The organism is Serratia sp. CY56464, assembly GCF_052168435.1.
Taxonomy (GTDB): Bacteria; Pseudomonadota; Gammaproteobacteria; order Enterobacterales; family Enterobacteriaceae; genus Serratia; species Serratia marcescens.
This window is the reverse complement of the sequence record NZ_JBJNMV010000003.1, coordinates 347969-369446: the sequence shown is the minus strand read 5'-3', so window position 1 is coordinate 369446 and position 21478 is coordinate 347969. Positions and strand designations below refer to the sequence as shown.

Below are 21478 nucleotides of genomic sequence, written 5' to 3'. Positions count from 1 at the left end.
TCAGGAGACGTTGTGATGAAACCCACCACCGTGACCCATTTGCGCCAGTGGAAACAGGAGCAGCGCAAGTTTGCTACCCTTACCGCCTACGATGCCAGCTTTGCCAAACTGTTTGAAGAGCAAGGCATCAAAGTCCTGTTGGTGGGCGATTCGCTGGGCATGACGCTGCAGGGCCACGACTCCACGCTGCCGGTCACCGTCGCCGACGTGGCCTACCACACGCGCGCCGTGCGCCGCGGCGCGCCGGCCTGCCTGCTGCTGGCCGATCTGCCGTTCATGAGTTACGCCACCCCGGAACAGACCTTCGCCAACGCCGCCGAGCTGATGCGCGCCGGCGCCAACATGGTGAAACTGGAAGGCGGCAGCTGGCTGTGCGACACGGTGAAAATGCTCGCTGAACGCGCGGTACCGGTGTGCGGACACCTGGGCCTGACGCCGCAGTCGGTCAACGTGTTCGGCGGCTATAAGGTGCAAGGACGCGACGAACTGGCCGCCAAACAGCTGTTGCAGGACGCGCAGAATCTGGAACTGGCCGGCATTCAGCTGCTGGTGCTGGAATGCGTGCCGACCGAGCTGGCGCGCCAGATCACCGAAGCGCTGTCCATTCCGGTCATCGGCATTGGCGCCGGCAACGGCACCGACGGCCAGATCCTGGTGATGCATGACGCCTTCGGCATCACCGGCGGCCACACGCCGAAGTTCGCCAAGAACTTCCTGGCGCAGGGCGGCGATATCCGCACGGCGGTGCAGCATTACATTCAGGAAGTGGAGCAAGGCCTCTACCCGGCGGCTGAACACTCTTTTAACTAAGCGATGGTTCCAGGAGTCCCCCAATGATTATTATCGAAACCCTGCCGATGCTGCGTCAGCAGATCCGCCGCTGGCGCCAGGAAGGCAAACGCATCGCGCTGGTGCCGACTATGGGCAACCTGCACGACGGCCACATGACGCTGGTCGATGAAGCGCGCGCGCGCGCCGACGTGGTGGTGGTGAGCATCTTCGTTAACCCGATGCAGTTCGATCGGCCGGACGATCTGGCGCGCTACCCGCGCACGCTGCAGGAAGACAGCGAGAAGCTGACTCGCCGCGGCGTCGATCTGGTGTTTGCGCCGGCCCCGGCCGCGGTTTATCCGCAGGGCCTGGAGCAGCAGACCTACGTCGATGTGCCGGGCATCTCCACCATCCTGGAAGGCGCAAGCCGTCCGGGCCACTTCCGCGGCGTTTCCACCATCGTCAGCAAGCTGTTCAACCTGGTGCAGCCTGATTTGGCCTGTTTCGGCGAGAAGGATTACCAACAGCTGGCGCTGATCCGCAAAATGGTGGCGGACATGGGTTACGACATCGATATCGTCGGCGTGCCGACCGTGCGCGCCAAAGACGGCCTGGCCCTCAGCTCGCGCAACGGTTACCTGACCGCCGAAGAGCGCAAGGTTGCGCCGCAACTGAGCAAAATCATGAACGCGCTGGCGCAACAGTTGGCCAATGGCGAGCGCCAGGTCGAAGCGCTGCTGGAGCAGACCGCCGAGCAGCTGCGCGCCGCCGGCTTTACGCCGGATGAGTTGTTTATTCGCGACGCCGACAGCCTGCAGCCGCTGACGGTGGACAGCCAGCGGGCGGTGGTGCTGATGGCCGCCTGGCTGGGCAAGGCGCGTCTTATCGACAACCAGCAGGTCGACCTGACGCTGTAAGCCGTTTTTTATACTGTCGTCACCCTGAAGCCCTGGCCATTGGTAGACAATGGCGAAGCAATCGGTGACGATAGAGATTGCAGGGATGCAGGAGAGATGTTCAACCCCAGCGCCTGTGAAGGCCGATATTCAGTTAGGTAAAGCTATGATACGTACTATGCTGCAAGGCAAGCTGCATCGCGTCAAAGTCACTCAGGCTGACTTGCACTATGAAGGATCCTGCGCCATCGACCAGGATTTCCTGGAGGCCGCCGGCATTCTGGAATATGAAGCGATCGATATTTACAACGTGGATAACGGCCAGCGCTTCTCCACCTACGCCATCGCCGCCGAGCGCGGTTCGCGCATCATATCGGTCAACGGCGCCGCCGCGCGCTGCGCCTGCGTCGGCGACAAACTGATCATCTGCTCCTATGTGCAAATGACCGACGCCGACGCCCGCCAGCACCACCCGAAAGTCGCCTATTTCGAAGGTGACAACAACCTGCAGCGCAAGGCGAAAGCCGTGCCGGTTCAGGTCGCCTGACAATAAAACGGGCGCCTTGCGCGCCCGTTCTTCCTTATTGCACCACCACCGTGCCCGGCTTGTTGGCTATCCGATCCGCCATGGTCTGGATCGAGTCGGTGCGCAGAATATACAGCCGCTTCAGCGTATAGGGGTTATCCCCCGGCTTTACCTTGCCCTGCACCGTGGTCACCGCCAGATGGAAACCGGCGTCCTGCGCCGCCTGAATCGCCCGTTGGTTATAGCCGCCGAACGGGTAGGACAGATACAGCACGTGCGGATTGAACTGCGACAGCGCGCGGCGCGAGCGCTCAAAATCGAACTCGATATTGTGCAGCGAACGGCTCAGCAAAATCGGCTGGCGATTGCCGTCGGTGCGGTGCAGGAAATGGGTATGCGACTGCACGTCGAACACGTCCTGAATCTGCTTGAGCTCCGAGACGCTCATAAACTGCAGCGAGTCCGGGTTCCATTTCTGCGGGTGGCGTTTGATGCGCGAAGAAATGATGAACGCCGTGGCGCGGAAACCGTAATCCTTCAGCACCGGATAAGCGTAGCGATACACCGATTTCAGGCCGTCGTCAAAAGTCAGCACGATCGCCTTGCCCGGCAGGTTGATCTGATTTTTCAGGTAGGCTTCCAGCTGGTACAGCGAAATGGTGTCGTAGCCCGCCTGCTTCAGGTAGGTCATCTGGTTGCTGAACGCCACGTCTGAAGTGGTGGTCGAGGTGTGGCGGAAGCGTTTGTTCTCTTCGTTTTTCAGCAGGTGGTGGTAAGTCAGCACCGGTATGCCGTTATCGATCTCGCAGTCCAACTCATTAATGAACCCCAGCCGCTCGCCGATGTTGACCTCGTACCAAGTGTTGTTCAGGCGATCCTTCAGCTTGCCGATGATCGGATAGCGCAGGTTGCCTTCCAGCGTGCCCAAGACCTCGCTGTCCTTGTCCGCTGCGGTGTATACGTCGATCGTTTTTTGCGTGATCAGATTCTGGTTGGTCAGCGGTTTGTTCAGCTCGCCCAGATCGTCTTGCACCTTGCGCGACTTCTTCAATTCACGCACGTCGTCTTTATCGATAAAGCCGGTACCATGCCCAAATTTGAATTCGTAGTATTCCGCATCCGCCGGGAAGACTTGGATCAGTTGCCCGCGCTTCACCTCCCCTACCGGGATCACATGCTCGCCCACCAACGCATAGACTTCGCTATCGCGCTGCGCTTCCATGTATTCAGATTTAACCGCGCTGTCTTCCGACAGCAAACTAGCCAGGCTCACAGGGGAAACCAACGACATCAGAATGCCGAGCAACCCAGCCGTTAACGTGTATTGAGACCGCATGATGATGTTCTGCTTACGAGTGCGTAATGACAAAAGTGGAGGAAATGTGGAGCGCCAGCATAGCACGATTTGAACAGCGGGGAACTAGCGGTTATTTGAGCAATTCTATTGATTTATGCGCCGCCTGCGCCAAATCAAGAAAAGCGCCCCCGCCGGGAAAGCGAGGGCGCGATACAATCAGCTGCGCAGGCCGCGGCCGCGCTCGATCAGGTACCAGGACAGCAGGTAAAACACCGCGATAAACGCCACCAGCACCGCCATGGTGAACGCCAGCGGCACATCGTTGATGCCGAGGAAACCGTAGCGGAAGCCGCTGATCATATAAACGATGGGGTTCAGCTTGGACACCGCCTGCCAGAATGGCGGCAGCAGCGACAGCGAGTAGAACACCCCGCCCAGGTAAGTCAGCGGCGTCAGCACGAAGGTCGGGATCAGGCTGATGTCGTCGAAAGTGGTGGCGAACACCGCATTGATCAGCCCCGCCAGCGAGAACAGGATCGCCGTCAGCAGCAGCGTCAGCGCAATCACCCACCAGGCGTGCACCTGCAGCGGCACGAAGAACAGCGAGATGATGGTCACCAGCACGCCGACGCAGATGCCGCGCGCCACGCCGCCGCCGACATAGCCGGCGATCACCACATGGGTCGGCACCGGCGCCACCAGCAGTTCTTCAATGTTGCGCTGAAACTTGGCGCTGAAGAACGACGAGGCGACGTTGGCATAGGAGTTGGTGATCACCGCCATCATGATAAGGCCGGGCACGATGAACTGCATGTAGCTGAAGCCGTGCATATCGCCGATGCGCGAGCCGATCAGGTTACCGAAGATGATGAAGTACAGCGTCATGGTGATCACCGGCGGCACCAGGGTCTGGATCCAGATGCGCGCGAACCGGTTTACCTCTTTGGCCCAGATGCTCTGTAAGGCCACCCAATACAAACGCGTCATGCTTTCTCTCCATTGCCGTTAACCAGGGTGACAAACAGCTCTTCCAGGCGGTTCGCCTTATTGCGCATGCTCAGCACCTGCACGCCCTGCGCGCTCAGCTGGGCGAACAGGCCGTTCAGCCCCTGCTCGCGCATCACCTCCACTTCCAGCGTCGAGGTATCCGTCAGGCGGCTGTGGTAACCGTCCAGCTTCGGCAGCGGGCTCTTCGCCGCCAGATCGAGGATGAAGGTTTCCGACTTCAGCTTGGCCAGCAGCCCCTTCATCGAGGTGTTTTCCACCAGTTCCCCGTTCTGGATGATGCCGATGTTGCGGCACAGCATTTCCGCCTCTTCCAGATAGTGGGTGGTGAGGATAATGGTGGTGCCCTGGGCGTTCAGCTCTTTCAGGAAGCCCCACATCGAGCGACGCAGCTCAATATCCACCCCGGCGGTCGGCTCATCGAGAATCAGCAGCTTCGGCTGATGCATCAACGCGCGGGCGATCATCAGGCGGCGCTTCATGCCGCCGGACAGCATGCGGGCGCGCTCGTTGCGCTTGCCCCACAGATCCAGCTGATTGAGGTATTTTTCGGCGCGCGCCATCGCTTCACGCCGCGTGACGCCGTAGTAACCCGCCTGGTTCACCACGATCTGCAACACGGTCTCGAACGGGTTGAAGTTGAACTCCTGCGGCACCAGGCCGAGCTGGCGCTTGGCGTTGACGATGTCTTTATCGATGTCGTAACCGAACACCCGCACGCTGCCGGCGGTTTTGTTCACCAGCGAGCTGATGATGCCGATGGTGGTGGACTTTCCGGCGCCGTTTGGCCCCAGCAGGGCATAAAAGTCCCCCGCTTCGACGCTCAGGTCGATGCCGCGCAGCGCCTTGACGCCACCGGCGTAAGTCTTGGTCAGCTGCGCTAATTCCAGTGCATAATTCATATGTAAAATAGTACCTTATAACGATGAGTATGCCGCCGCGCCCCTGTTTGCGAGGCTTGAAACACTAACAATAATCCTAGCATCGACGGCGTTTTCACTGCGTCGAATCCGTGCGGTAAATGAGGCTGCACCACTGTTCCGATTTCCAAATTGTGACGCTTACCCTATATTACCCCAACGCAATCTGTCCGTTACGGGTCAATCACCTTCATGAAAGAAATCGAAGAGCTTATCGCCAACAACCAGGCCTGGTCGGCCAATATCAGTCAGGAAGACCCGGAATTTTTTGAACGTTTAGCCCAGGCGCAAAAGCCCCGCTTCTTATGGATTGGTTGCTCTGACAGCCGCGTTCCCGCAGAACGCCTGACCGGCCTCGAGCCGGGTGAACTGTTCGTCCATCGCAACGTGGCGAACCTCGTGATCCACACCGATCTTAACTGCCTGTCGGTGGTGCAGTATGCGGTAGATGTGCTGGAAGTCGAACACATCATCATCTGCGGCCACCTGGGCTGCGGCGGCGTGCAGGCGGCGGTGGAAAACCCGGAGCTGGGATTGATCGACAACTGGCTGCTGCACATTCGCGATCTGTGGTACAAGCACAGCTCGCTGCTGGGCGAGCTGCCGCCGGAACAGCGTTTCGACATGCTGTGCGAGATCAACGTCATTGAACAGGTGTACAACCTGGGCCACTCCACCATCATGCAGTCCGCCTGGAAGCGCGGCCAGAAGGTGATGATCCACGGTTGGGTGTACGGCATTCAGGACGGCCGTCTGCGCGATATGGAAGTGCTGGCGACCAGCCGCGAGAGCCTGGAGATGGGCTACCGCAAAGCGATAGCCAAACTGAAGCAGGATAAAGGCGTATAACCCCGCCGCGGGCGCGGCTTGCCGCGCCCCACATCCAATTACTCGTCCAGCAGCACCACTTTGCCGACGTACGGCAGGTGACGGTAGCGCTGAGCGTAGTCGATGCCATACCCCACCACGAACTCATCCGGGATCGAGAAGCCGACATATTCGACCGGCACCTGTACTTCACGGCGCTCAGGTTTGTCCAGCAAGGTGCAAATCGCCAGCGACTTCGGCCCGCGCAGCGCCAAAATCTCGCGCACTTTGTTCAGCGTGTTGCCGGAATCGATGATGTCTTCCACGATCAGCACGTCTTTGCCGCGAATGTCTTCGTCCAGATCCTTGAGGATCTTCACGTCGCGGGTGGTGGACATGCCGCTGCCGTAGCTGGAGGCGGTCATAAAGTCGACTTCGTGCGGCACCTCGATCGCGCGGCAGAGATCGGCCATGAACATGAAGGAGCCGCGCAGCAGCCCGACCAGCACCATGTCGCTGCCGCTGTCGCGGTAATGTTCGGTGATCTGGCGGCCAAGTTCGGCGATACGGGTCTTAACTTCCTGCTCGGAAATCATTACGTCTACAGTGTGTTTCATAGTATTCAGGTCAGTTGCCGGAAGAAAGGCGCAGAGTTTAGCATAGGCCGTTACGACTTGCCTCTCTCCCGGACAGGGGAGTTTTCTTTATTAAGGGTATTCCTGACGAGCGTGCAGGACACTCACTATTTCAATATGTGCAGCCAGCACGCGGTAAACCACAATGTAATTAGGATGAACAACCATTTCACGAGTCCCGTTCACCCTGCCTGGCCGGAATAGATAAGGATGTTCCGCTAACGGGATAACCGACTCTTCAATGCGTTGTAACAAAGCCTCAGCGGTAAGTGGATTTCGCTCAGCGATAAAAGCCAGCAGCGTATATAAACCCGTTTTTGCTTCGTCAGTCCATTTGACGGTTAACATAAGGGTCAGGCCGATTTCCTTTTGGCTTTCGCCTGCTCGATAATGTGACGAGCGCCGGCCATGACTTCGTCATGGGGGATACGGGAGGAGTCGCTATTGATGGAAGATTCCACGGTGCTTCTGAACCAACGATCGTAGCTATCAGCCTGCTCTTGAGTCTCAAACTCAGAAACGATGGGATCCAATTTTGTCGGCATGACGCACTCCTCAAAAGCTGATATTTTAATCAGTATAACGGCTTCCTTTCATTGAACCAAGCGGTGGCGACGCGAGCGCACCGCCACCTGAGCGATGGACCGCGATCATTCGTCGACGGTAAAGCCCATCATCATGCCGGTATCTTCGTGTTCCAACAGGTGGCAGTGGGCCATATACGCATGTTCGCTGCTTGCCGGATGATCGAAGCGTACCAGCACTTCGCTGCGCCACCCTTCGACGCGCACCGTGTCCTTCCAACCGCTGCGATGCGCCGCCGGCGGTTTGCCGTTTTCCGACAAGATACGGAACTGGGTGCCGTGAATGTGGAACGGGTGCAACATCATGTCGCCCTCACCGGAAATGGTCCATTTCTCATACTGGCCTCGTTTGGCGGCGAACATCGGCTTGGTCATATCGAAGGCCTTGCCGTTGATCATGTTGCCGTGGCTGAAGTCGAACGGTTTGGCTTTGCTCTGCGCGCCGCCGTGATCCATCCCGGCCATCTTGCCATGATCCATGCCCTTCATGTTGCCGTGGTCCATGCCCTGCATGCCGCCCTTCTCCATGCCTTTCATGTCTCCAGCGCCCGTCGCGCCATGATTCATGCTCATGCCGGCCATCGCCTGGTGGCCATAGCGATCCATCAGCGCCTGCATGCCGAGCCTATCCAGCTGCGGATCCATCATCAGCTGCAGCCAACGCTCCTGGATGCCGGTGGTGGCAGGCAATGTCGGCAGCTTCACCAGGCTGTCCGGCATGGTTTTGATACCCTGCGCCAACGACGGCTGAATGCGCAGCACCGGCAGCGGTTGATCGAACGGCGCCAACGTCATGCCCATCTGCTTCACCGGCAGCGTCACGATATCAAACGCTTTCCCGTCGGAGGCATCGACCAGCACTTCAAAGCGTTCGCCCATCAGCATCGGCAGCTCGGTCAGCTTCACCGGCTCCGCCAGGAAACCGCCGTCGCTGGCGATAACATACAGCGGACGGTTGTCACTGGCCGCCAGATTCAACGAGCGGGCGTTGCAGCCGTTGAGAAAACGTAGACGCAACCAGCCGCGCGGCGCCAGATGTTGCGGATACTGCGCGCCATTGGTGAACATGCGATCGCCAAACCAGCCCACCGCCGCGCTCATCACGTCCAGGCGGTATTCGATCTGCGCGTCTTTATCCAGCCGCTTATCCTGCAGGATCACCGGAATATCATCCTGCCCCCAGGTTTTCGGCAGCGGCAGTTTGGCGCTTTCATCGTCTTCCAGCAGTACCAACCCCGCCAGCCCCATCATCACCTGGCTGCCGGTTTTACCGTGCGTGTGCGGGTGGAACCAGCAGGTGGCCGCCGGTTGATCGACGGTGAAATTCACCGTGCGCGTCGCGCCGGGGTGGATCAGCGCCTGCGGGCCGCCATCGACGTCGCCGGGAATTTCCAGCCCGTGCCAGTGGACGGTACTGGCCTCCGCCAGGCTGTTTTTGATATCGACCGTCACCGGCTGGCCACGCTGCAGCTTCACCGCCGGCCCGAGCAGCGCGCCGTTGAATCCCCAGGTTTTGGTGGCAGCGCCGGGCAACCAGCGGGTTTCCCCCGCCTGCAGCGCCAGCGCAATCTTTCCCTGCGCGCCCGGCGTCAACAGCGGCGGTACCGGCAGGGCCGGCCGATCGGCCGCCCAAGCCGCCCGGCTCCATAACGGCAATGCGCTCGCCGCGCCCAGCGCAGCGGTTAATTTAATAAAATCACGGCGTAACATCGCTGACTCCCTTTTCTCAGTGACATAACTCAATGCCGCCAGCCTAAACCTTCCCCCAGGCGGAAGGTCAAGCCTTTCCTGGCGGTATTTTAAGCTATGCCTCACAATCAGAGAGTGTGACTGACACACGCGACGCCGGCCCGGCAGCAATAAAATTTGGTGCCTTTACAGGCAAGTGTGGTAACGTCAACAGACGACAAACAGGCCTATTTCATGATGAAAAAAACAACGTTATCGATGCTGTTGCTGGCGATGCTGGGCTTCTCCAACGCCAGTCTGGCGCTGAATGAATCCGAGGCGGAAGATCTGGCCGATCTGACGGCGGTATTTATTTATTTGAAAAATGATTGCGGCTACAACGATTTGCCAAATGTGCAAATCAAACGCGCTATCGTCTATTTCGCACAACAAAACCGCTGGGATTTGAGCAACTACAACAGCTTTAACATGAAGGCGCTGGGCGAAGACAGCTATCGCGATCTCAGCGGCATCGCCATTCCAACGCCTAAGAAGTGCAAATCGCTGGCGCGCGACTCGTTGAGCCTGCTGGCCTACGCCAACTAATTCCGCCCCTCTCCCCCACCCGCCTTTCGCTCTCTCTGTCTGAAATTCAACCGTGCATCGCCAGACAGAGTTAGCTATGATGTTGCGCCGATTTTTCATGGCTGTTATTACGGAGTTTCCCGCACATGACCCAGAAAGAAATTTGGTACGAAACGCTGCATACGGGCTTCGGCCAGTACTTCTCGGTAGAGAAGGTGCTGTACCGCGAGAAGACCGATCATCAGGATCTGGTGATCTTCGAGAACCCGGTGCTGGGGCGCGTGATGGCGCTCGACGGCGTGGTGCAAACCACCGAGCGTGACGAGTTCATCTATCACGAAATGCTGACCCACGTGCCGCTGCTGGCGCATGGCCAGGCGAAGAAAGTGCTGATCATCGGCGGCGGCGACGGCGGCATGCTGCGCGAAGTCAGCCGGCACCCTGGCGTGGAGCAGATCACCATGGTCGAGATCGACGCCGGCGTCGTCGAGTTCTGCCGCCAATACCTGCCCAACCACAGCGCCGGCGCCTATGACGATCCGCGCTTCAAGTTGGTGATCGACGACGGCGTCAACTTCGTGAATCAAACCGACGAAACGTTCGATGTGATCATCTCCGACTGCACCGATCCGATCGGCCCCGGCGAAAGCCTGTTCACCTCGGCGTTTTATGAAGGCTGCGCCCGCTGCCTGAATGAGGGCGGCATTTTCGTTGCGCAGAACGGCGTCTGCTTCCTGCAACAGGACGAGGCGGTCAACAGCCACGCCAAACTGAGCCGCTACTTTAGCGACGTCAGCTTCTATCAGGCGGCGATCCCGACCTATTACGGCGGCATCATGACCTTTGCCTGGGCGAGCCAGAACCCGGCGCTGCGCCAGCGCGATCTGCCTACCCTGCAACAGCGCTTTAACCAAAGCGGCCTACACTGCCGTTATTACAACCCGGCAATTCACGTCGGCAGCTTTGCCCTGCCGCAATATTTGCTCAATGCCCTGAACGTAACACGTTAAGCGAGAAGATAAAGGAGGTGGCCCAAATTGCATAAGCTAAAACTGCACGGCTTCAACAACCTGACCAAGAGCCTGAGTTTTTGTATTTACGATATTTGTTACGCCAAAACCGCGGACGATCGCGATGGCTATATCGCCTACATAGACGAACAATATAACGCCAACCGGCTGACCGAGATCCTGAGCGAAACCTGCTCGATCATCGGCGCCAATATTCTGAACATCGCGCGTCAGGACTACGAGCCGCAGGGCGCCAGCGTCACCATCCTGGTCAGCGAAGAGCCGATCGATCCGAAAGACGTCGATACGTCGGAACACCCAGGCCCGCTGCCGAATACGGTCGTCGCGCACCTGGACAAAAGCCATATCTGCGTACACACCTACCCGGAAAGCCATCCGGAAGGCGGGCTGTGCACCTTTCGCGCCGATATCGAGGTCTCGACCTGCGGCGTCATTTCGCCCCTCAAGGCGCTGAACTATTTAATTCACCAGTTGGAATCCGACATCGTCACCATGGACTATCGCGTGCGCGGTTTTACCCGCGACGTGAACGGCGTGAAACATTACATCGATCATGAGATCAATTCGATCCAGAACTTTATGTCGGAAGACATCAAGGCGCTGTACCACATGATGGACGTGAACGTTTACCAGGAAAATATCTTCCATACCAAGATGTTGCTGAAGGATTTCGATCTGAAGCACTACCTGTTTAACGCGGAGCCGGAGGCGTTGAGCGCCGCCGAGCGCAAGCAGATCACCGATCTGTTATGGAAAGAGATGCAGGAAATCTATTACGGCCGCAATATTCCGCATCTATGATGGAAAGGGCGCGGCACGCCGCGCCCTGATGCTTAGTACTTCAGCATGAAAGAACGATAGGCCTTCAACACCCGCAGGAAGTCCTCAACGCCGCAGAATGAGAGGCTTTCTTCATCGTAGTAGTTCATCCCCTCTTCCATTTCATCGCCCTCGAACTCCAGCTGATTGGCGCGGATCATCACTTCTTCACCGTCCATCAGCAGCGTATATTCATGGCCTTCCAGCTGCCATTGACGCTCGCTGCCTTTGACCTCGGCCGCACCGGCTTCAATCCGGTCCAGCAGGTTAAAATCGCCTTTGACTTCTTCATTGATCCAGTGGCCAATCGCTTCATGCCCCATCGAAAATCTGACGATCACCTGACCGGTGACGTCACGCAGAAATTCGTAATCCATAGCATGCCCTCCTGAGCCCTTTTTCTTAGTGTAAACATAAATGGCTGACTAACTCAGTGAGCGCTCGCAAAGTTGGCAACTGAGCAAAATAAAACGGGAGGCCAAGGCCTCCCGTTAAACAGTTGCGCAATATAGCGGCTTACACGGCGGTTTGGAAGATCACGCCGTCGGCTTTTTCGGTGTACTGACCCAGCTGGTCAAAATTCAGGTAGCGGTAGGTATCCGCCGCCGTCTTGTCGACCTGCGCCATATAGGTCTGGTACTCGTCCGGCGTCGGCAGGCGGCCCAGCAGGGACGCTACCGCGGCCAGTTCGGCAGACGCCAGATAGACGTTGGCGCCGGTGCCCAGACGGTTCGGGAAGTTACGGGTTGAGGTGGAAACCACCGTCGCGCCGTCCGCCACGCGCGCCTGGTTGCCCATGCACAGCGAGCAGCCCGGGATCTCGATACGCGCGCCGCTCTTGCCGAAGACGCTGTAGTAGCCTTCTTCGGTCAGCTGAGCCGCATCCATCTTGGTTGGCGGCGCCACCCACAGACGGGTCGGCAGCTGGCCCTTGTGCTGATCCAGCAGCTTGCCGGCCGCGCGGAAGTGGCCGATGTTGGTCATGCAAGAACCGATGAATACCTCATCGATTTTGCTGTTGGCCACGTCGGACAGCAGGCGCGCGTCGTCAGGATCGTTCGGCGCGCACAGGATCGGCTCTTTGATCTCGTTCAGATCGATGTCGATCACCGCCGCGTATTCCGCATCTGCATCGCCTTCCAGCAGTTGCGGATCCGCCAGCCATTTTTCCATGCCCTGAATACGGCGCTCCAGCGTACGGCGATCGCCGTAGCCTTCGGAGATCATCCACTTCAGCAGCACGATGTTGGAGTTCAGGTACTCTTCGATCGGCGCCTTGTCCAGCTTGATGGTACAACCGGCGGCGGAACGTTCGGCGGACGCATCGGTCAGCTCAAACGCCTGCTCGACCTTCAGGTCCGGCAGGCCTTCGATCTCCAGAATGCGGCCGGAGAAGATGTTTTTCTTGCCCTTCTTCTCGACGGTCAGCAGCCCTTGCTGGATCGCGTAGTAAGGGATGGCGTGCACCAGATCGCGCAGGGTGATGCCCGGCTGCATTTTGCCTTTGAAGCGCACCAGCACCGACTCTGGCATATCCAGCGGCATCACGCCGGTCGCGGCGGCAAACGCCACCAGACCGGAACCGGCCGGGAAGGAGATGCCGATCGGGAAGCGGGTGTGGGAATCGCCGCCGGTGCCGACGGTGTCAGGCAGCAGCATGCGGTTCAGCCAGGAGTGGATCACGCCGTCGCCCGGACGCAGCGATACGCCGCCGCGGTTCATGATGAAGTCAGGCAGCGTGTGGTGCGTGGTCACGTCGACCGGTTTCGGGTACGCGGCGGTGTGGCAGAACGACTGCATGACCAGATCGGCGGAGAAGCCGAGGCAGGCCAGGTCTTTCAGCTCATCGCGGGTCATCGGGCCGGTGGTGTCCTGAGAGCCGACGGAGGTCATCTTCGGTTCGCAGTATTCGCCTGGGCGAATGCCGGCGACGCCGCAGGCGCGGCCGACCATTTTCTGCGCCAGCGAGAAGCCTTTGCTGCTGGCGGCTACCGGTTTGGCGATGCGGAACACGTCGCTGTGCGGCAGACCCAGCGCTTCGCGCGCCTTGGTGGTCAGGCCGCGGCCGATGATCAGCGGGATACGGCCGCCGGCGCGCACTTCATCCAGCAGCACGTCGGTTTTCAGCTCGAAGTTGGCGATCAGCGCGCCGGTTTCGTGGTTGCGCACTTCACCTTTGTACGGGTAAACGTCGATCACGTCGCCCATGTTCAGCTCGGACACGTCCACTTCGATCGGCAAGGCGCCGGCATCTTCCATGGTATTGAAGAAGATAGGCGCAATCTTGCCGCCCAGCACCACGCCGCCGCCACGTTTGTTCGGCACGTGCGGGATGTCGTCGCCCATGAACCACAGCACCGAGTTGGTGGCGGATTTACGGGAGGAACCGGTGCCGACCACGTCGCCGACGTAGGCCAGCGGGAAGCCTTTCTTGTTCAGCAGCTCGATCTGTTTGATCGGGCCGACGCTGCCAGGCTGATCCGGCACGATGCCTTCACGTTCGTTTTTCAGCATCGCCAGCGCGTGCAGCGGGATGTCCGGGCGCGACCAGGCGTCCGGCGCCGGAGAAAGGTCGTCGGTGTTGGTTTCGCCGGTCACTTTGAACACGGTGACGGTGATCTTTTCCGCCAGCTCCGGACGCGACAGGTACCATTCGGCGTCAGCCCAGGACTGCATGATCTGCTTGGCGTGCGGGTTGCCGGCCTTGGCCTTCTCTTCCACGTCGTAGAAGTTGTCGAACATCAGCAGCGTGTGGGACAGCGCTTTGGCGGCGATCGGCGCCAGCTTCTCGTTGTCCAGCGCTTCGATCAGCGGATGAATGTTATAGCCGCCCTGCATGGTGCCTAACAATTCAATGGCTTTCTCGGGGGTAACCAGGGGGGATGTCGCTTCACCTTTGGCGATGGCCGCCAGGAAACCTGCTTTGACGTAGGCGGCTTCGTCGACGCCCGGTGGAACACGGTTAATCAGCAGGTCTAACAGGAATTCTTCTTCGCCTTTTGGCGGATTCTTCAGTAGTTCGACCAGCGCGGCCATTTGGGTGGCGTCTAGCGGCTTAGGGGCGATGCCCTCAGCAGCACGCTCGGCTACGTGCTTACGGTATTCTTCTAGCACGACGTTCTCCTCGCTCTCATTGTCATTTATTGTGCCTGGCGTATATGCAAACCGGGTTTATACCCTTTGGGTTTCACTCTGTGGCTAGGCGATCGGCCCGTAAAGGCCCCGAAACGGTGACTGGGGCAAACAAGCGCGGTCAAACAGCGTTACAGCATGAAAGACTGATGGGTAGAGCGCACGGCGATATTGATGCCATCTATCCTGACGGGGCACTGCTGTCGATGTCCTGGACTGTAAGGTACAGTGCCCGGTTCCGCTCAGCCAGCATATCAGGATTTGAAACGGTTGTTAATTCGTTCACATAAAAGCAACATTAAATCTTTGCTGAATCGTTGAGCGCAGCGTAATCGGCTGCCGGACAAACAGGGTATTATATCCACATAATTAAAACGGATATAAGCATGAGGATCGGAATTTGGCGCAGCGGCCACAAAAAACCGTTTTGTGCATCTGGGCAAAAAAAAACGGCCCCTTCTCAGGAGCCGCTTGTTAACCGGTCAAGCCAGCAGAATTACTTCTTCTTGGCTTTCGGGTTAGGCAGGTCGGTGATGCTGCCTTCGTAGATTTCCGCCGCCAGGCCCACGGATTCGTGCAGGGTCGGGTGAGCGTGGATGGTCAGCGCGATGTCTTCCGCGTCGCAGCCCATCTCGATGGCCAGACCGATTTCACCCAGCAGTTCGCCGCCGTTGGTGCCGACAATCGCGCCACCGATGATGCGGTGAGTTTCTTTGTCGAAGATCAGTTTGGTCATGCCGTCTGCACAGTCGGAAGCGATCGCACGGCCGGAAGCCGCCCACGGGAAGGTGGAGGTTTCGTAGCTGATGCCTTTCTCTTTCGCTTCTTTCTCGGTCAGACCCACCCACGCCACTTCCGGCTCGGTGTAAGCGATGGATGGGATCACTTTCGGATCGAAGTAGTGCTTCATGCCGGCGATAACTTCTGCGGCAACGTGGCCTTCGTGCACGCCTTTGTGCGCCAGCATCGGCTGCCCGACGATGTCGCCGATGGCGAAGATGTGCGGCACGTTGGTGCGCAGCTGTTTGTCGACGTTGATGAAGCCACGCTCGTCAACTTCCACACCGGCTTTGCCGGCATCCAGCAGTTTGCCGTTCGGCACGCGGCCGATCGCCACCAGCACCGCGTCGTAACGCTGTGGTTCTGCCGGCGCTTTTTTACCTTCCATCGTGACGTAGATGCCGTCTTCTTTGGCTTCTACCGCGGTCACTTTGGTTTCCAGCATCAGGTTGAACTGCTTGCTGATACGTTTGGTGAAGACTTTCACCACGTCTTTATCTGCCGCCGGGATAACCTGATCGAACATTTCAACGACGTCGATCTGTGAACCCAGCGCATGGTATACGGTGCCCATTTCCAGGCCGATGATGCCGCCGCCCATAACCAGCAGACGCTCTGGGACGGTTTTCAGCTCCAGCGCATCGGTGGAATCCCACACGCGTGGATCTTCATGAGGAATGAATGGCAGTTGGATCGGACGAGAGCCTGCAGCGATGATGGCGTTGTCGAAGTTGATGGTGGTTGGGCCGTTTTCGCCTTCCACAACCAGGGTGTTAGCGCCGGTGAACTTGCCCAGGCCGTTGACCACTTTCACTTTACGGCCTTTCGCCATGCCAGCCAGACCGCCGGTCAGCTGAGTGATGACTTTTTCTTTCCAGACGCGCACTTTGTCGATGTCGGTTTTCGGCTCGCCGAAAACGATGCCGTGTTCGGCCAGCGCTTTGGCTTCTTCGATCACTTTGGCAACGTGCAGCAGTGCTTTGGAAGGGATACATCCCACGTTCAGGCAAACCCCGCCCAGAGTGGAATAACGTTCAACCAGAACGGTTTCAAGACCTAAGTCAGCGCAACGAAAGGCTGCAGAGTAACCTGCCGGGCCCGCCCCAAGTACCACGACCTGAGTTTTAATTTCAGTACTCATCATGACCTCTTAATTGATTGTCCGGCGGGTCAGACGTCATTTTTATTGCTAATCGATCTCATAACGCCCTTCATCCACCGGGACGCTTACACCGCGAGCAGTTTACAGAATTGTTAATAATCTGCAAAGCGTGTTCGAGTGACCCGTGTCTCAACAATTTTGTCGAGTTATGCAAAATCCGACAAAACTGCTACAGAATCGTCAGGGGCGCAGCATGCTGCGCCCCTTTTGCATTACATCACCAGACGGCGAATGTCGGACAACATGTTGTTGATGATGGTGATGAAGCGCGCACCATCGGCACCGTCGATAACGCGGTGGTCGAAGGACAGCGACATCGGCATCATCAGGCGCGGCATGAACTCTTTACCGTTCCAGACCGGCTCCATCGCAGACTTGGAGACGCCCAGGATAGCCACTTCCGGCGCGTTGACGATCGGCGCGAAGTGAGTCGTCCCGATGCCGCCCAGGCTGGAGATGGTGAAGCAGCCGCCCTGCATCTCGCCCGCGGTCAGCTTGCCGTCGCGCGCTTTCTTGGAGATGGTCATCAGCTCGCGAGACAACTCGGTGATGCTCTTCTTGTTCACGTCCTTGAACACCGGAACCACCAAGCCGTTCGGGGTATCTACCGCCACGCCGATGTTGATGTATTTCTTCAGCGTCAGCTTCTGGCCATCTTCGGACAGCGAGCTGTTGAAGCGCGGCATCTGCTCCAGAGCGGCAGCGACGGCTTTCATGATGAACACGACAGGCGTGAACTTCACGTCCAGCTTGCGCTTGGCCGCTTCTTCGTTCTGCTGCTTGCGGAACGCTTCCAGATCGGTGATGTCGGTTTTGTCGAAGTGAGTCACGTGCGGGATCATCACCCAGTTGCGGCTCAGGTTCGCGCCAGAGATCTTCTGGATGCGGCCCATCTCGACTTCTTCGATCTCGCCGAACTTGCTGAAGTCCACTTTCGGCCATGGCAGCATGCCCGGCAGACCGCCGCCGGCAGCAGCCGGAGCCGCTTCAGCGCGTTTCACCGCGTCTTTCACGTAAGCCTGAACGTCTTCGCGCAGGATGCGGCCTTTACGACCGGTGCCTTTCACTTTCGCCAGGTTAACGCCGAATTCGCGCGCCAGACGACGAATGACCGGAGTCGCGTGCACGTAGGCCGCGTTCTCGGCGAACTCGCCTTTGTCTTCAGCTTTCGCAGCCGGCGCGGCGGCTTTAGCGGCGGCCGGCGCCGGCGCAGCGTCCGCTTTAGCGGCTGGAGCGGCGGCAGCGGCAGGCGCAGCGCCTTCCACTTCGAACACCATGATCAGGGAGCCGGTTTTCACTTTATCGCCGGTCGCGATCTTGATCTCTTTCACGGTGCCCGCGAACGGCGCTGGCACTTCCATGGAGGCCTTGTCGCCTTCCACGGTGATCAGAGACTGCTCGGCGGCAACCTTGTCGCCCACCTTGACCATCACCTCGGTCACTTCGACTTCATCACCGCCGATGTCCGGCACGGCGACGTCTTTGGCCGCAGAGGCCGCAGGCGCTGCAGCGGCAGCCGATGCTTCAGCCGCAGCCGGGGCCGCAGCGGAAGCGGCGCCAGCCACTTCGAACACCATGATCAGGGAACCGGTTTTCACTTTGTCGCCGGTCGCGATCTTGATCTCTTTCACGGTGCCCGCGAACGGCGCAGGGACTTCCATGGAAGCCTTGTCGCCTTCCACAGTGATCAGGGACTGCTCGGCTTCCACCTTGTCGCCCACTTTCACCAGGATCTCGGTCACTTCGACTTCGTCGGCGCCGATGTCCGGCACGGCAACGTCTTTGGCCGCAGCGGCAGCCGGGGCAGCTTCCGCTGCTGCCGGTTTTTCTTCCGCTTTCGCCGCCGGTGCAGCTTCCGCTGCGCCTGCCGCTTCGAAGATCATGATCAGTTTGCCGGTTTCGGTTTTATCGCCGACCGACACTTTGATCTCTTTCACCACGCCCGCCTGCGGGGAGGGCACTTCCATGGAAGCCTTGTCGCCTTCCACGGTGATCAGCGATTGTTCCGCTTCAACTTTATCGCCGACCTTCACCAGAATCTCGGTGATTTCGACTTCATCTGCACCGATGTCCGGTACGTTGATTTCGATAGACATTATTCAGTACCTCTTAGGCCAGACGCGGGTTAACTTTTTCCGGGTTGATGTCGAATTTCTTGATTGCATCAGCAACCACAGAAGCTTCGATCTCACCGCGTTTAGCCAGTTCACCCAGAGCAGCAACCACCACGTAAGATGCATCGACTTCGAAGTGGTGACGCAGGTTTTCGCGGCTGTCCGAACGACCAAAGCCGTCGGTGCCCAGTACGCGATAATCGCTGGCCGGCACATAAGTACGAACCTGTTCGGCGAACAGTTTCATGTAGTCGGTAGACGCTACCGCAGGCGCGTCGCTCATCACCTGAGCGATGTAAGGCACGCGTGGCGTTTCGGTTGGGTGCAGCATGTTCCAGCGCTCGCAATCCTGGCCGTCGCGCGCCAGTTCGGTGAACGAGGTCACGCTGTAGGTGTCGGAACCCACGCCGTAGTCCTTCGCCAGGATCTGCGCAGCTTCGCGCACGTGGCGCAGGATGGCGCCGGAGCCCAACAGCTGCACCTTGCCTTTGCTGCCTTCCAGCGTTTCCAGCTTGTAGATACCCTTGCGGATACCTTCTTCCGCACCCTGCGGCATCGCAGGCATGTGGTAGTTTTCGTTCAGCGTGGTCAGGTAGTAGTACACGTTTTCCGGGTTGTCGCCATACATGCGCACCAGACCGTCGTGCATGATCACCGCCACTTCGTACGCGTAAGCCGGATCGTAAGAGATGCAGTTAGGAATGGTCAGAGACTGAATGTGGCTGTGGCCATCTTCGTGCTGCAGACCTTCGCCGTTCAGGGTAGTACGGCCCGAGGTCCCGCCGATCAGGAAGCCGCGCGCCTGTTGGTCGCCCGCTGCCCAGCACAGGTCGCCGATGCGTTGGAAACCGAACATCGAGTAGTAGATGTAGAACGGAATCATCGGCAGATCGTTGGTGCTGTAGGAGGTCGCTGCGGCCAGCCAGGAAGAGGCTGCGCCCAGTTCGTTGATGCCTTCCTGCAGGATTTGGCCTTTCTCGTCTTCTTTGTAGTAAGCAACCTGCTCACGGTCCTGCGGGGTGTACTGCTGGCCGTTCGGGCTGTAGATACCGATCTGACGGAACAGACCTTCCATACCGAAGGTACGCGCTTCGTCGGCGATGATTGGCACCAGGCGATCTTTGATCGACTTGTTCTTCAGCATCACGTTCAGGGCACGCACGAAGGCGATAGTGGTGGAGATCTCTTTGTTCTGCTCTTCCAGCAGCGAGCTGAAATCTTCCAGCGCCGGCATTTCCAGCTTCTGGGTGAACTCCGGCAGACGGGTAGGCACGTAGCCTTTCAGCGCCTGGCGACGTTCGTGCAGGTACTTGTACTCTTCGGAATCTTTCTCGAAGGTGATGTACGGCAGTTTTTCGATGTCAGCATCGGCAACCGGCACATTGAAACGATCGCGGAAGTGGTGAACCCCTTCCATGTTCATTTTCTTCACCTGGTGAGCGATGTTTTTACCTTCCGCGGTTTCACCCATGCCGTAACCTTTGATGGTGTGGGCCAGGATAACGGTCGGTTTGCCTTTGGTGTCCTGCGCTTTTTTCAGTGCAGCGAAGATTTTCTTCGGATCGTGACCACCACGGTTCAGCGCCCAGATTTCGTCGTCGGTCATGTCTTTGACCAGCGCCGCGGTTTCCGGGTAACGGCCGAAGAAGTGCTCGCGCACGTAAGCGCCGTCTTTGGATTTGAAGGTCTGGTAGTCGCCGTCCAGGGTCTCGTTCATCAGTTGAACCAGTTTACCGCTGGTGTCTTTGCGCAGCAGCTCATCCCAACGGCCGCCCCAGATCACTTTCAGCACCTGCCAGCCTGCGCCGGAGAAGATGCCTTCCAGTTCGTTGATGATCTTGCCGTTACCGGTGACCGGGCCGTCCAGGCGCTGCAGGTTGCAGTTGATGACGAACACCAGGTTGTCCAGCTTCTCGCGAGTCGCGATGGTGATGGCGCCTTTGGATTCCGGCTCATCCATCTCACCGTCGCCCAGGAAGGCGTAAACGGTCTGCTCAGAGGTGTCTTTCAGGCCGCGGTGTTCCAGGTATTTCAGGAACTTCGCCTGATAGATGGCGCTGATTGGGCCCAGGCCCATGGATACGGTCGGGAACTGCCAGAATTCCGGCATCAGCTTAGGATGCGGGTAAGAGGACAGACCGTTGCCGTGCACTTCCTGACGGAAGTTGTTCATCTGTTCTTCGGTCAGGCGGCCTTCAAGGAAGGCGCGCGCGTAAACGCCCGGAGAGATGTGGCCCTGGAAGTACACCAGGTCGCCGCCGTCTTTCTCGTTGCGTGCGCGGAAGAAGTGGTTAAAGCAGACTTCATAGAAGGTCGCGGAAGACTGGAAGGAAGCCATGTGGCCGCCCAGTTCCAGGTCTTTTTTGGATGCGCGCAGAACGGTCATGATCGCGTTCCAACGGATCGCAGAGCGAATGCGGCGTTCCAGATCCAGGTTGCCTGGGTAAGCCGGTTCGTCTTCTACCGCGATGGTGTTGACGTAGTTGTGCGCTGCAGCACCGGCCGCAACGTTAACGCCGCCTTTGCGGGCTTCTCCCAATACCTGATCAATCAGAAACTGAGCTCGCTCAACACCCTCTTCACGGATGACCGATTCGATCGCCTGCAGCCAGTCGCGGGTTTCGATCGGATCCACGTCATTGTTTAAACGTTCTGACATGGTGGTATTCCTTATCTGTCTAATGGTTTGTTTGGAGCCTGTCTTCCTGTGTTCTGTGCAAAAACACACGAAGACAGGCCCATCAGT

General features: G+C 58.3%; 19 protein-coding genes. 7 read left to right on the top strand and 12 right to left on the bottom strand.

All coding sequences use genetic code 11. From position 1 onward, the window contains the following. Positions 1-15: 15 nt before the first annotated feature. The 3 genes from panB to panD all read left to right on the top strand — a co-directional run bounded on the left by panB (position 16) and on the right by panD (position 2214). Positions 16-810, top strand: a complete 795-nt coding sequence (panB, locus tag ACJ8KE_RS17910) for a 3-methyl-2-oxobutanoate hydroxymethyltransferase (protein ID WP_079451758.1) — start codon at positions 16-18, stop codon at positions 808-810. A gap of 23 nt (positions 811-833) precedes the next feature. Then, positions 834-1688, top strand: a complete 855-nt coding sequence (gene panC, locus ACJ8KE_RS17905; RefSeq protein ID WP_016930063.1) for a pantoate--beta-alanine ligase — start codon at positions 834-836, stop codon at positions 1686-1688. 145 nt (positions 1689-1833) lie between these two features. Then, the gene (gene panD / locus ACJ8KE_RS17900) at positions 1834-2214 is read left to right on the top strand and encodes an aspartate 1-decarboxylase (protein WP_004937544.1); all 381 of its coding nucleotides are present in this window, start codon (positions 1834-1836) and stop codon (positions 2212-2214) included. 34 nt (positions 2215-2248) lie between these two features. Here panD and ACJ8KE_RS17895 read toward each other — a convergent pair whose 3' ends face one another. The 3 genes from ACJ8KE_RS17895 to ACJ8KE_RS17885 form a co-directional block, all read right to left on the bottom strand. Then, on the bottom strand, positions 2249-3529 hold the full coding sequence (locus tag ACJ8KE_RS17895) for a polysaccharide deacetylase family protein (protein WP_028127378.1): 1281 nt from the start codon (positions 3527-3529) through the stop codon (positions 2249-2251). Between the two features lie 177 nt (positions 3530-3706). After that, positions 3707-4477, bottom strand: a complete 771-nt coding sequence (locus ACJ8KE_RS17890; RefSeq protein WP_004937535.1) for an ABC transporter permease — start codon at positions 4475-4477, stop codon at positions 3707-3709. Next, positions 4474-5397, bottom strand: a complete 924-nt coding sequence (locus ACJ8KE_RS17885; RefSeq protein WP_015379030.1) for an ABC transporter ATP-binding protein — start codon at positions 5395-5397, stop codon at positions 4474-4476. The genes ACJ8KE_RS17890 and ACJ8KE_RS17885 overlap by 4 nt, the downstream gene beginning before the upstream one ends. Positions 5398-5607: 210 nt before the next feature. Here ACJ8KE_RS17885 and can point away from each other — a divergent pair, with 210 nt between their 5' ends. Then, positions 5608-6264: a carbonate dehydratase gene (gene can / locus ACJ8KE_RS17880; protein ID WP_016930066.1), complete on the top strand. Its 657-nt coding sequence runs from the start codon at positions 5608-5610 to the stop codon at positions 6262-6264. A gap of 38 nt (positions 6265-6302) precedes the next feature. Here the strand turns inward: can and hpt are convergent, their stop codons facing one another. The 4 genes from hpt to cueO form a co-directional block, all read right to left on the bottom strand. Continuing rightward, a complete protein-coding gene (gene hpt, locus ACJ8KE_RS17875) occupies positions 6303-6839 on the bottom strand; it encodes a hypoxanthine phosphoribosyltransferase (RefSeq protein ID WP_004937527.1) in 537 nt (178 codons plus the stop codon). A 90-nt stretch (positions 6840-6929) separates the two neighbouring features. Further along, a complete protein-coding gene (locus ACJ8KE_RS17870) occupies positions 6930-7205 on the bottom strand; it encodes a type II toxin-antitoxin system RelE/ParE family toxin (protein ID WP_116403788.1) in 276 nt (91 codons plus the stop codon). 5 nt (positions 7206-7210) lie between these two features. After that, complete coding sequence (relB, locus tag ACJ8KE_RS17865) at positions 7211-7402, bottom strand: type II toxin-antitoxin system RelB family antitoxin (RefSeq protein WP_016930068.1); 192 nt, start codon at positions 7400-7402, stop codon at positions 7211-7213. A 105-nt stretch (positions 7403-7507) separates the two neighbouring features. Beyond that, positions 7508-9151: a multicopper oxidase CueO gene (cueO, locus tag ACJ8KE_RS17860; RefSeq protein ID WP_049300404.1), complete on the bottom strand. Its 1644-nt coding sequence runs from the start codon at positions 9149-9151 to the stop codon at positions 7508-7510. Positions 9152-9367: 216 nt separating this feature from the next. Here cueO and ACJ8KE_RS17855 point away from each other — a divergent pair, with 216 nt between their 5' ends. The 3 genes from ACJ8KE_RS17855 (at position 9368) to speD (ending at position 11526) form a co-directional block, all read left to right on the top strand. Continuing rightward, positions 9368-9715 (top strand): YacC family pilotin-like protein, encoded by a 348-nt coding sequence (locus ACJ8KE_RS17855; RefSeq protein ID WP_033634347.1) that lies wholly within the window; start codon positions 9368-9370, stop codon positions 9713-9715. Positions 9716-9840: 125 nt separating this feature from the next. Then, the gene (speE, locus tag ACJ8KE_RS17850) at positions 9841-10704 is read left to right on the top strand and encodes a polyamine aminopropyltransferase (RefSeq protein WP_016930071.1); all 864 of its coding nucleotides are present in this window, start codon (positions 9841-9843) and stop codon (positions 10702-10704) included. 27 nt (positions 10705-10731) lie between these two features. Beyond that, on the top strand, positions 10732-11526 hold the full coding sequence (speD, locus tag ACJ8KE_RS17845; protein WP_004937510.1) for an adenosylmethionine decarboxylase: 795 nt from the start codon (positions 10732-10734) through the stop codon (positions 11524-11526). Between the two features lie 32 nt (positions 11527-11558). Here the strand turns inward: speD and yacL are convergent, their stop codons facing one another. The 5 genes from yacL to aceE all read right to left on the bottom strand — a co-directional run bounded on the left by yacL (position 11559) and on the right by aceE (position 21391). After that, positions 11559-11921: a protein YacL gene (yacL, locus tag ACJ8KE_RS17840; protein WP_016930072.1), complete on the bottom strand. Its 363-nt coding sequence runs from the start codon at positions 11919-11921 to the stop codon at positions 11559-11561. Between the two features lie 139 nt (positions 11922-12060). Beyond that, complete coding sequence (acnB, locus tag ACJ8KE_RS17835; protein ID WP_004937504.1) at positions 12061-14658, bottom strand: bifunctional aconitate hydratase 2/2-methylisocitrate dehydratase; 2598 nt, start codon at positions 14656-14658, stop codon at positions 12061-12063. 514 nt (positions 14659-15172) lie between these two features. Next, the gene (gene lpdA / locus ACJ8KE_RS17830) at positions 15173-16597 is read right to left on the bottom strand and encodes a dihydrolipoyl dehydrogenase (RefSeq protein ID WP_004937500.1); all 1425 of its coding nucleotides are present in this window, start codon (positions 16595-16597) and stop codon (positions 15173-15175) included. A gap of 233 nt (positions 16598-16830) precedes the next feature. After that, on the bottom strand, positions 16831-18714 hold the full coding sequence (gene aceF / locus ACJ8KE_RS17825; protein WP_306376949.1) for a pyruvate dehydrogenase complex dihydrolipoyllysine-residue acetyltransferase: 1884 nt from the start codon (positions 18712-18714) through the stop codon (positions 16831-16833). A gap of 13 nt (positions 18715-18727) precedes the next feature. Then, on the bottom strand, positions 18728-21391 hold the full coding sequence (aceE, locus tag ACJ8KE_RS17820) for a pyruvate dehydrogenase (acetyl-transferring), homodimeric type (protein WP_004937495.1): 2664 nt from the start codon (positions 21389-21391) through the stop codon (positions 18728-18730). Between the last annotated feature and the right edge of the window lie 87 nt (positions 21392-21478).

Bases quoted from the DNA above. Each gene is read 5' to 3' on its own strand.
- panB (WP_079451758.1), top strand. From the start codon at position 16: ATGAAACCCACCACCGTGACCCATTTGCGCCAGTGGAAACAGGAGCAG.
- panC (WP_016930063.1), top strand. From the start codon at position 834: ATGATTATTATCGAAACCCTGCCGATGCTGCGTCAGCAGATCCGCCGC.
- panD (WP_004937544.1), top strand. From the start codon at position 1,834: ATGATACGTACTATGCTGCAAGGCAAGCTGCATCGCGTCAAAGTCACT.
- ACJ8KE_RS17895 (WP_028127378.1), bottom strand. From the start codon at position 3,529: ATGCGGTCTCAATACACGTTAACGGCTGGGTTGCTCGGCATTCTGATG.
- ACJ8KE_RS17890 (WP_004937535.1), bottom strand. From the start codon at position 4,477: ATGACGCGTTTGTATTGGGTGGCCTTACAGAGCATCTGGGCCAAAGAG.
- ACJ8KE_RS17885 (WP_015379030.1), bottom strand. From the start codon at position 5,397: ATGAATTATGCACTGGAATTAGCGCAGCTGACCAAGACTTACGCCGGT.
- can (WP_016930066.1), top strand. From the start codon at position 5,608: ATGAAAGAAATCGAAGAGCTTATCGCCAACAACCAGGCCTGGTCGGCC.
- hpt (WP_004937527.1), bottom strand. From the start codon at position 6,839: ATGAAACACACTGTAGACGTAATGATTTCCGAGCAGGAAGTTAAGACC.
- ACJ8KE_RS17870 (WP_116403788.1), bottom strand. From the start codon at position 7,205: ATGTTAACCGTCAAATGGACTGACGAAGCAAAAACGGGTTTATATACG.
- relB (WP_016930068.1), bottom strand. From the start codon at position 7,402: ATGCCGACAAAATTGGATCCCATCGTTTCTGAGTTTGAGACTCAAGAG.
- cueO (WP_049300404.1), bottom strand. From the start codon at position 9,151: ATGTTACGCCGTGATTTTATTAAATTAACCGCTGCGCTGGGCGCGGCG.
- ACJ8KE_RS17855 (WP_033634347.1), top strand. From the start codon at position 9,368: ATGAAAAAAACAACGTTATCGATGCTGTTGCTGGCGATGCTGGGCTTC.
- speE (WP_016930071.1), top strand. From the start codon at position 9,841: ATGACCCAGAAAGAAATTTGGTACGAAACGCTGCATACGGGCTTCGGC.
- yacL (WP_016930072.1), bottom strand. From the start codon at position 11,921: ATGGATTACGAATTTCTGCGTGACGTCACCGGTCAGGTGATCGTCAGA.
- lpdA (WP_004937500.1), bottom strand. From the start codon at position 16,597: ATGAGTACTGAAATTAAAACTCAGGTCGTGGTACTTGGGGCGGGCCCG.
- aceF (WP_306376949.1), bottom strand. From the start codon at position 18,714: ATGTCTATCGAAATCAACGTACCGGACATCGGTGCAGATGAAGTCGAA.
- aceE (WP_004937495.1), bottom strand. From the start codon at position 21,391: ATGTCAGAACGTTTAAACAATGACGTGGATCCGATCGAAACCCGCGAC.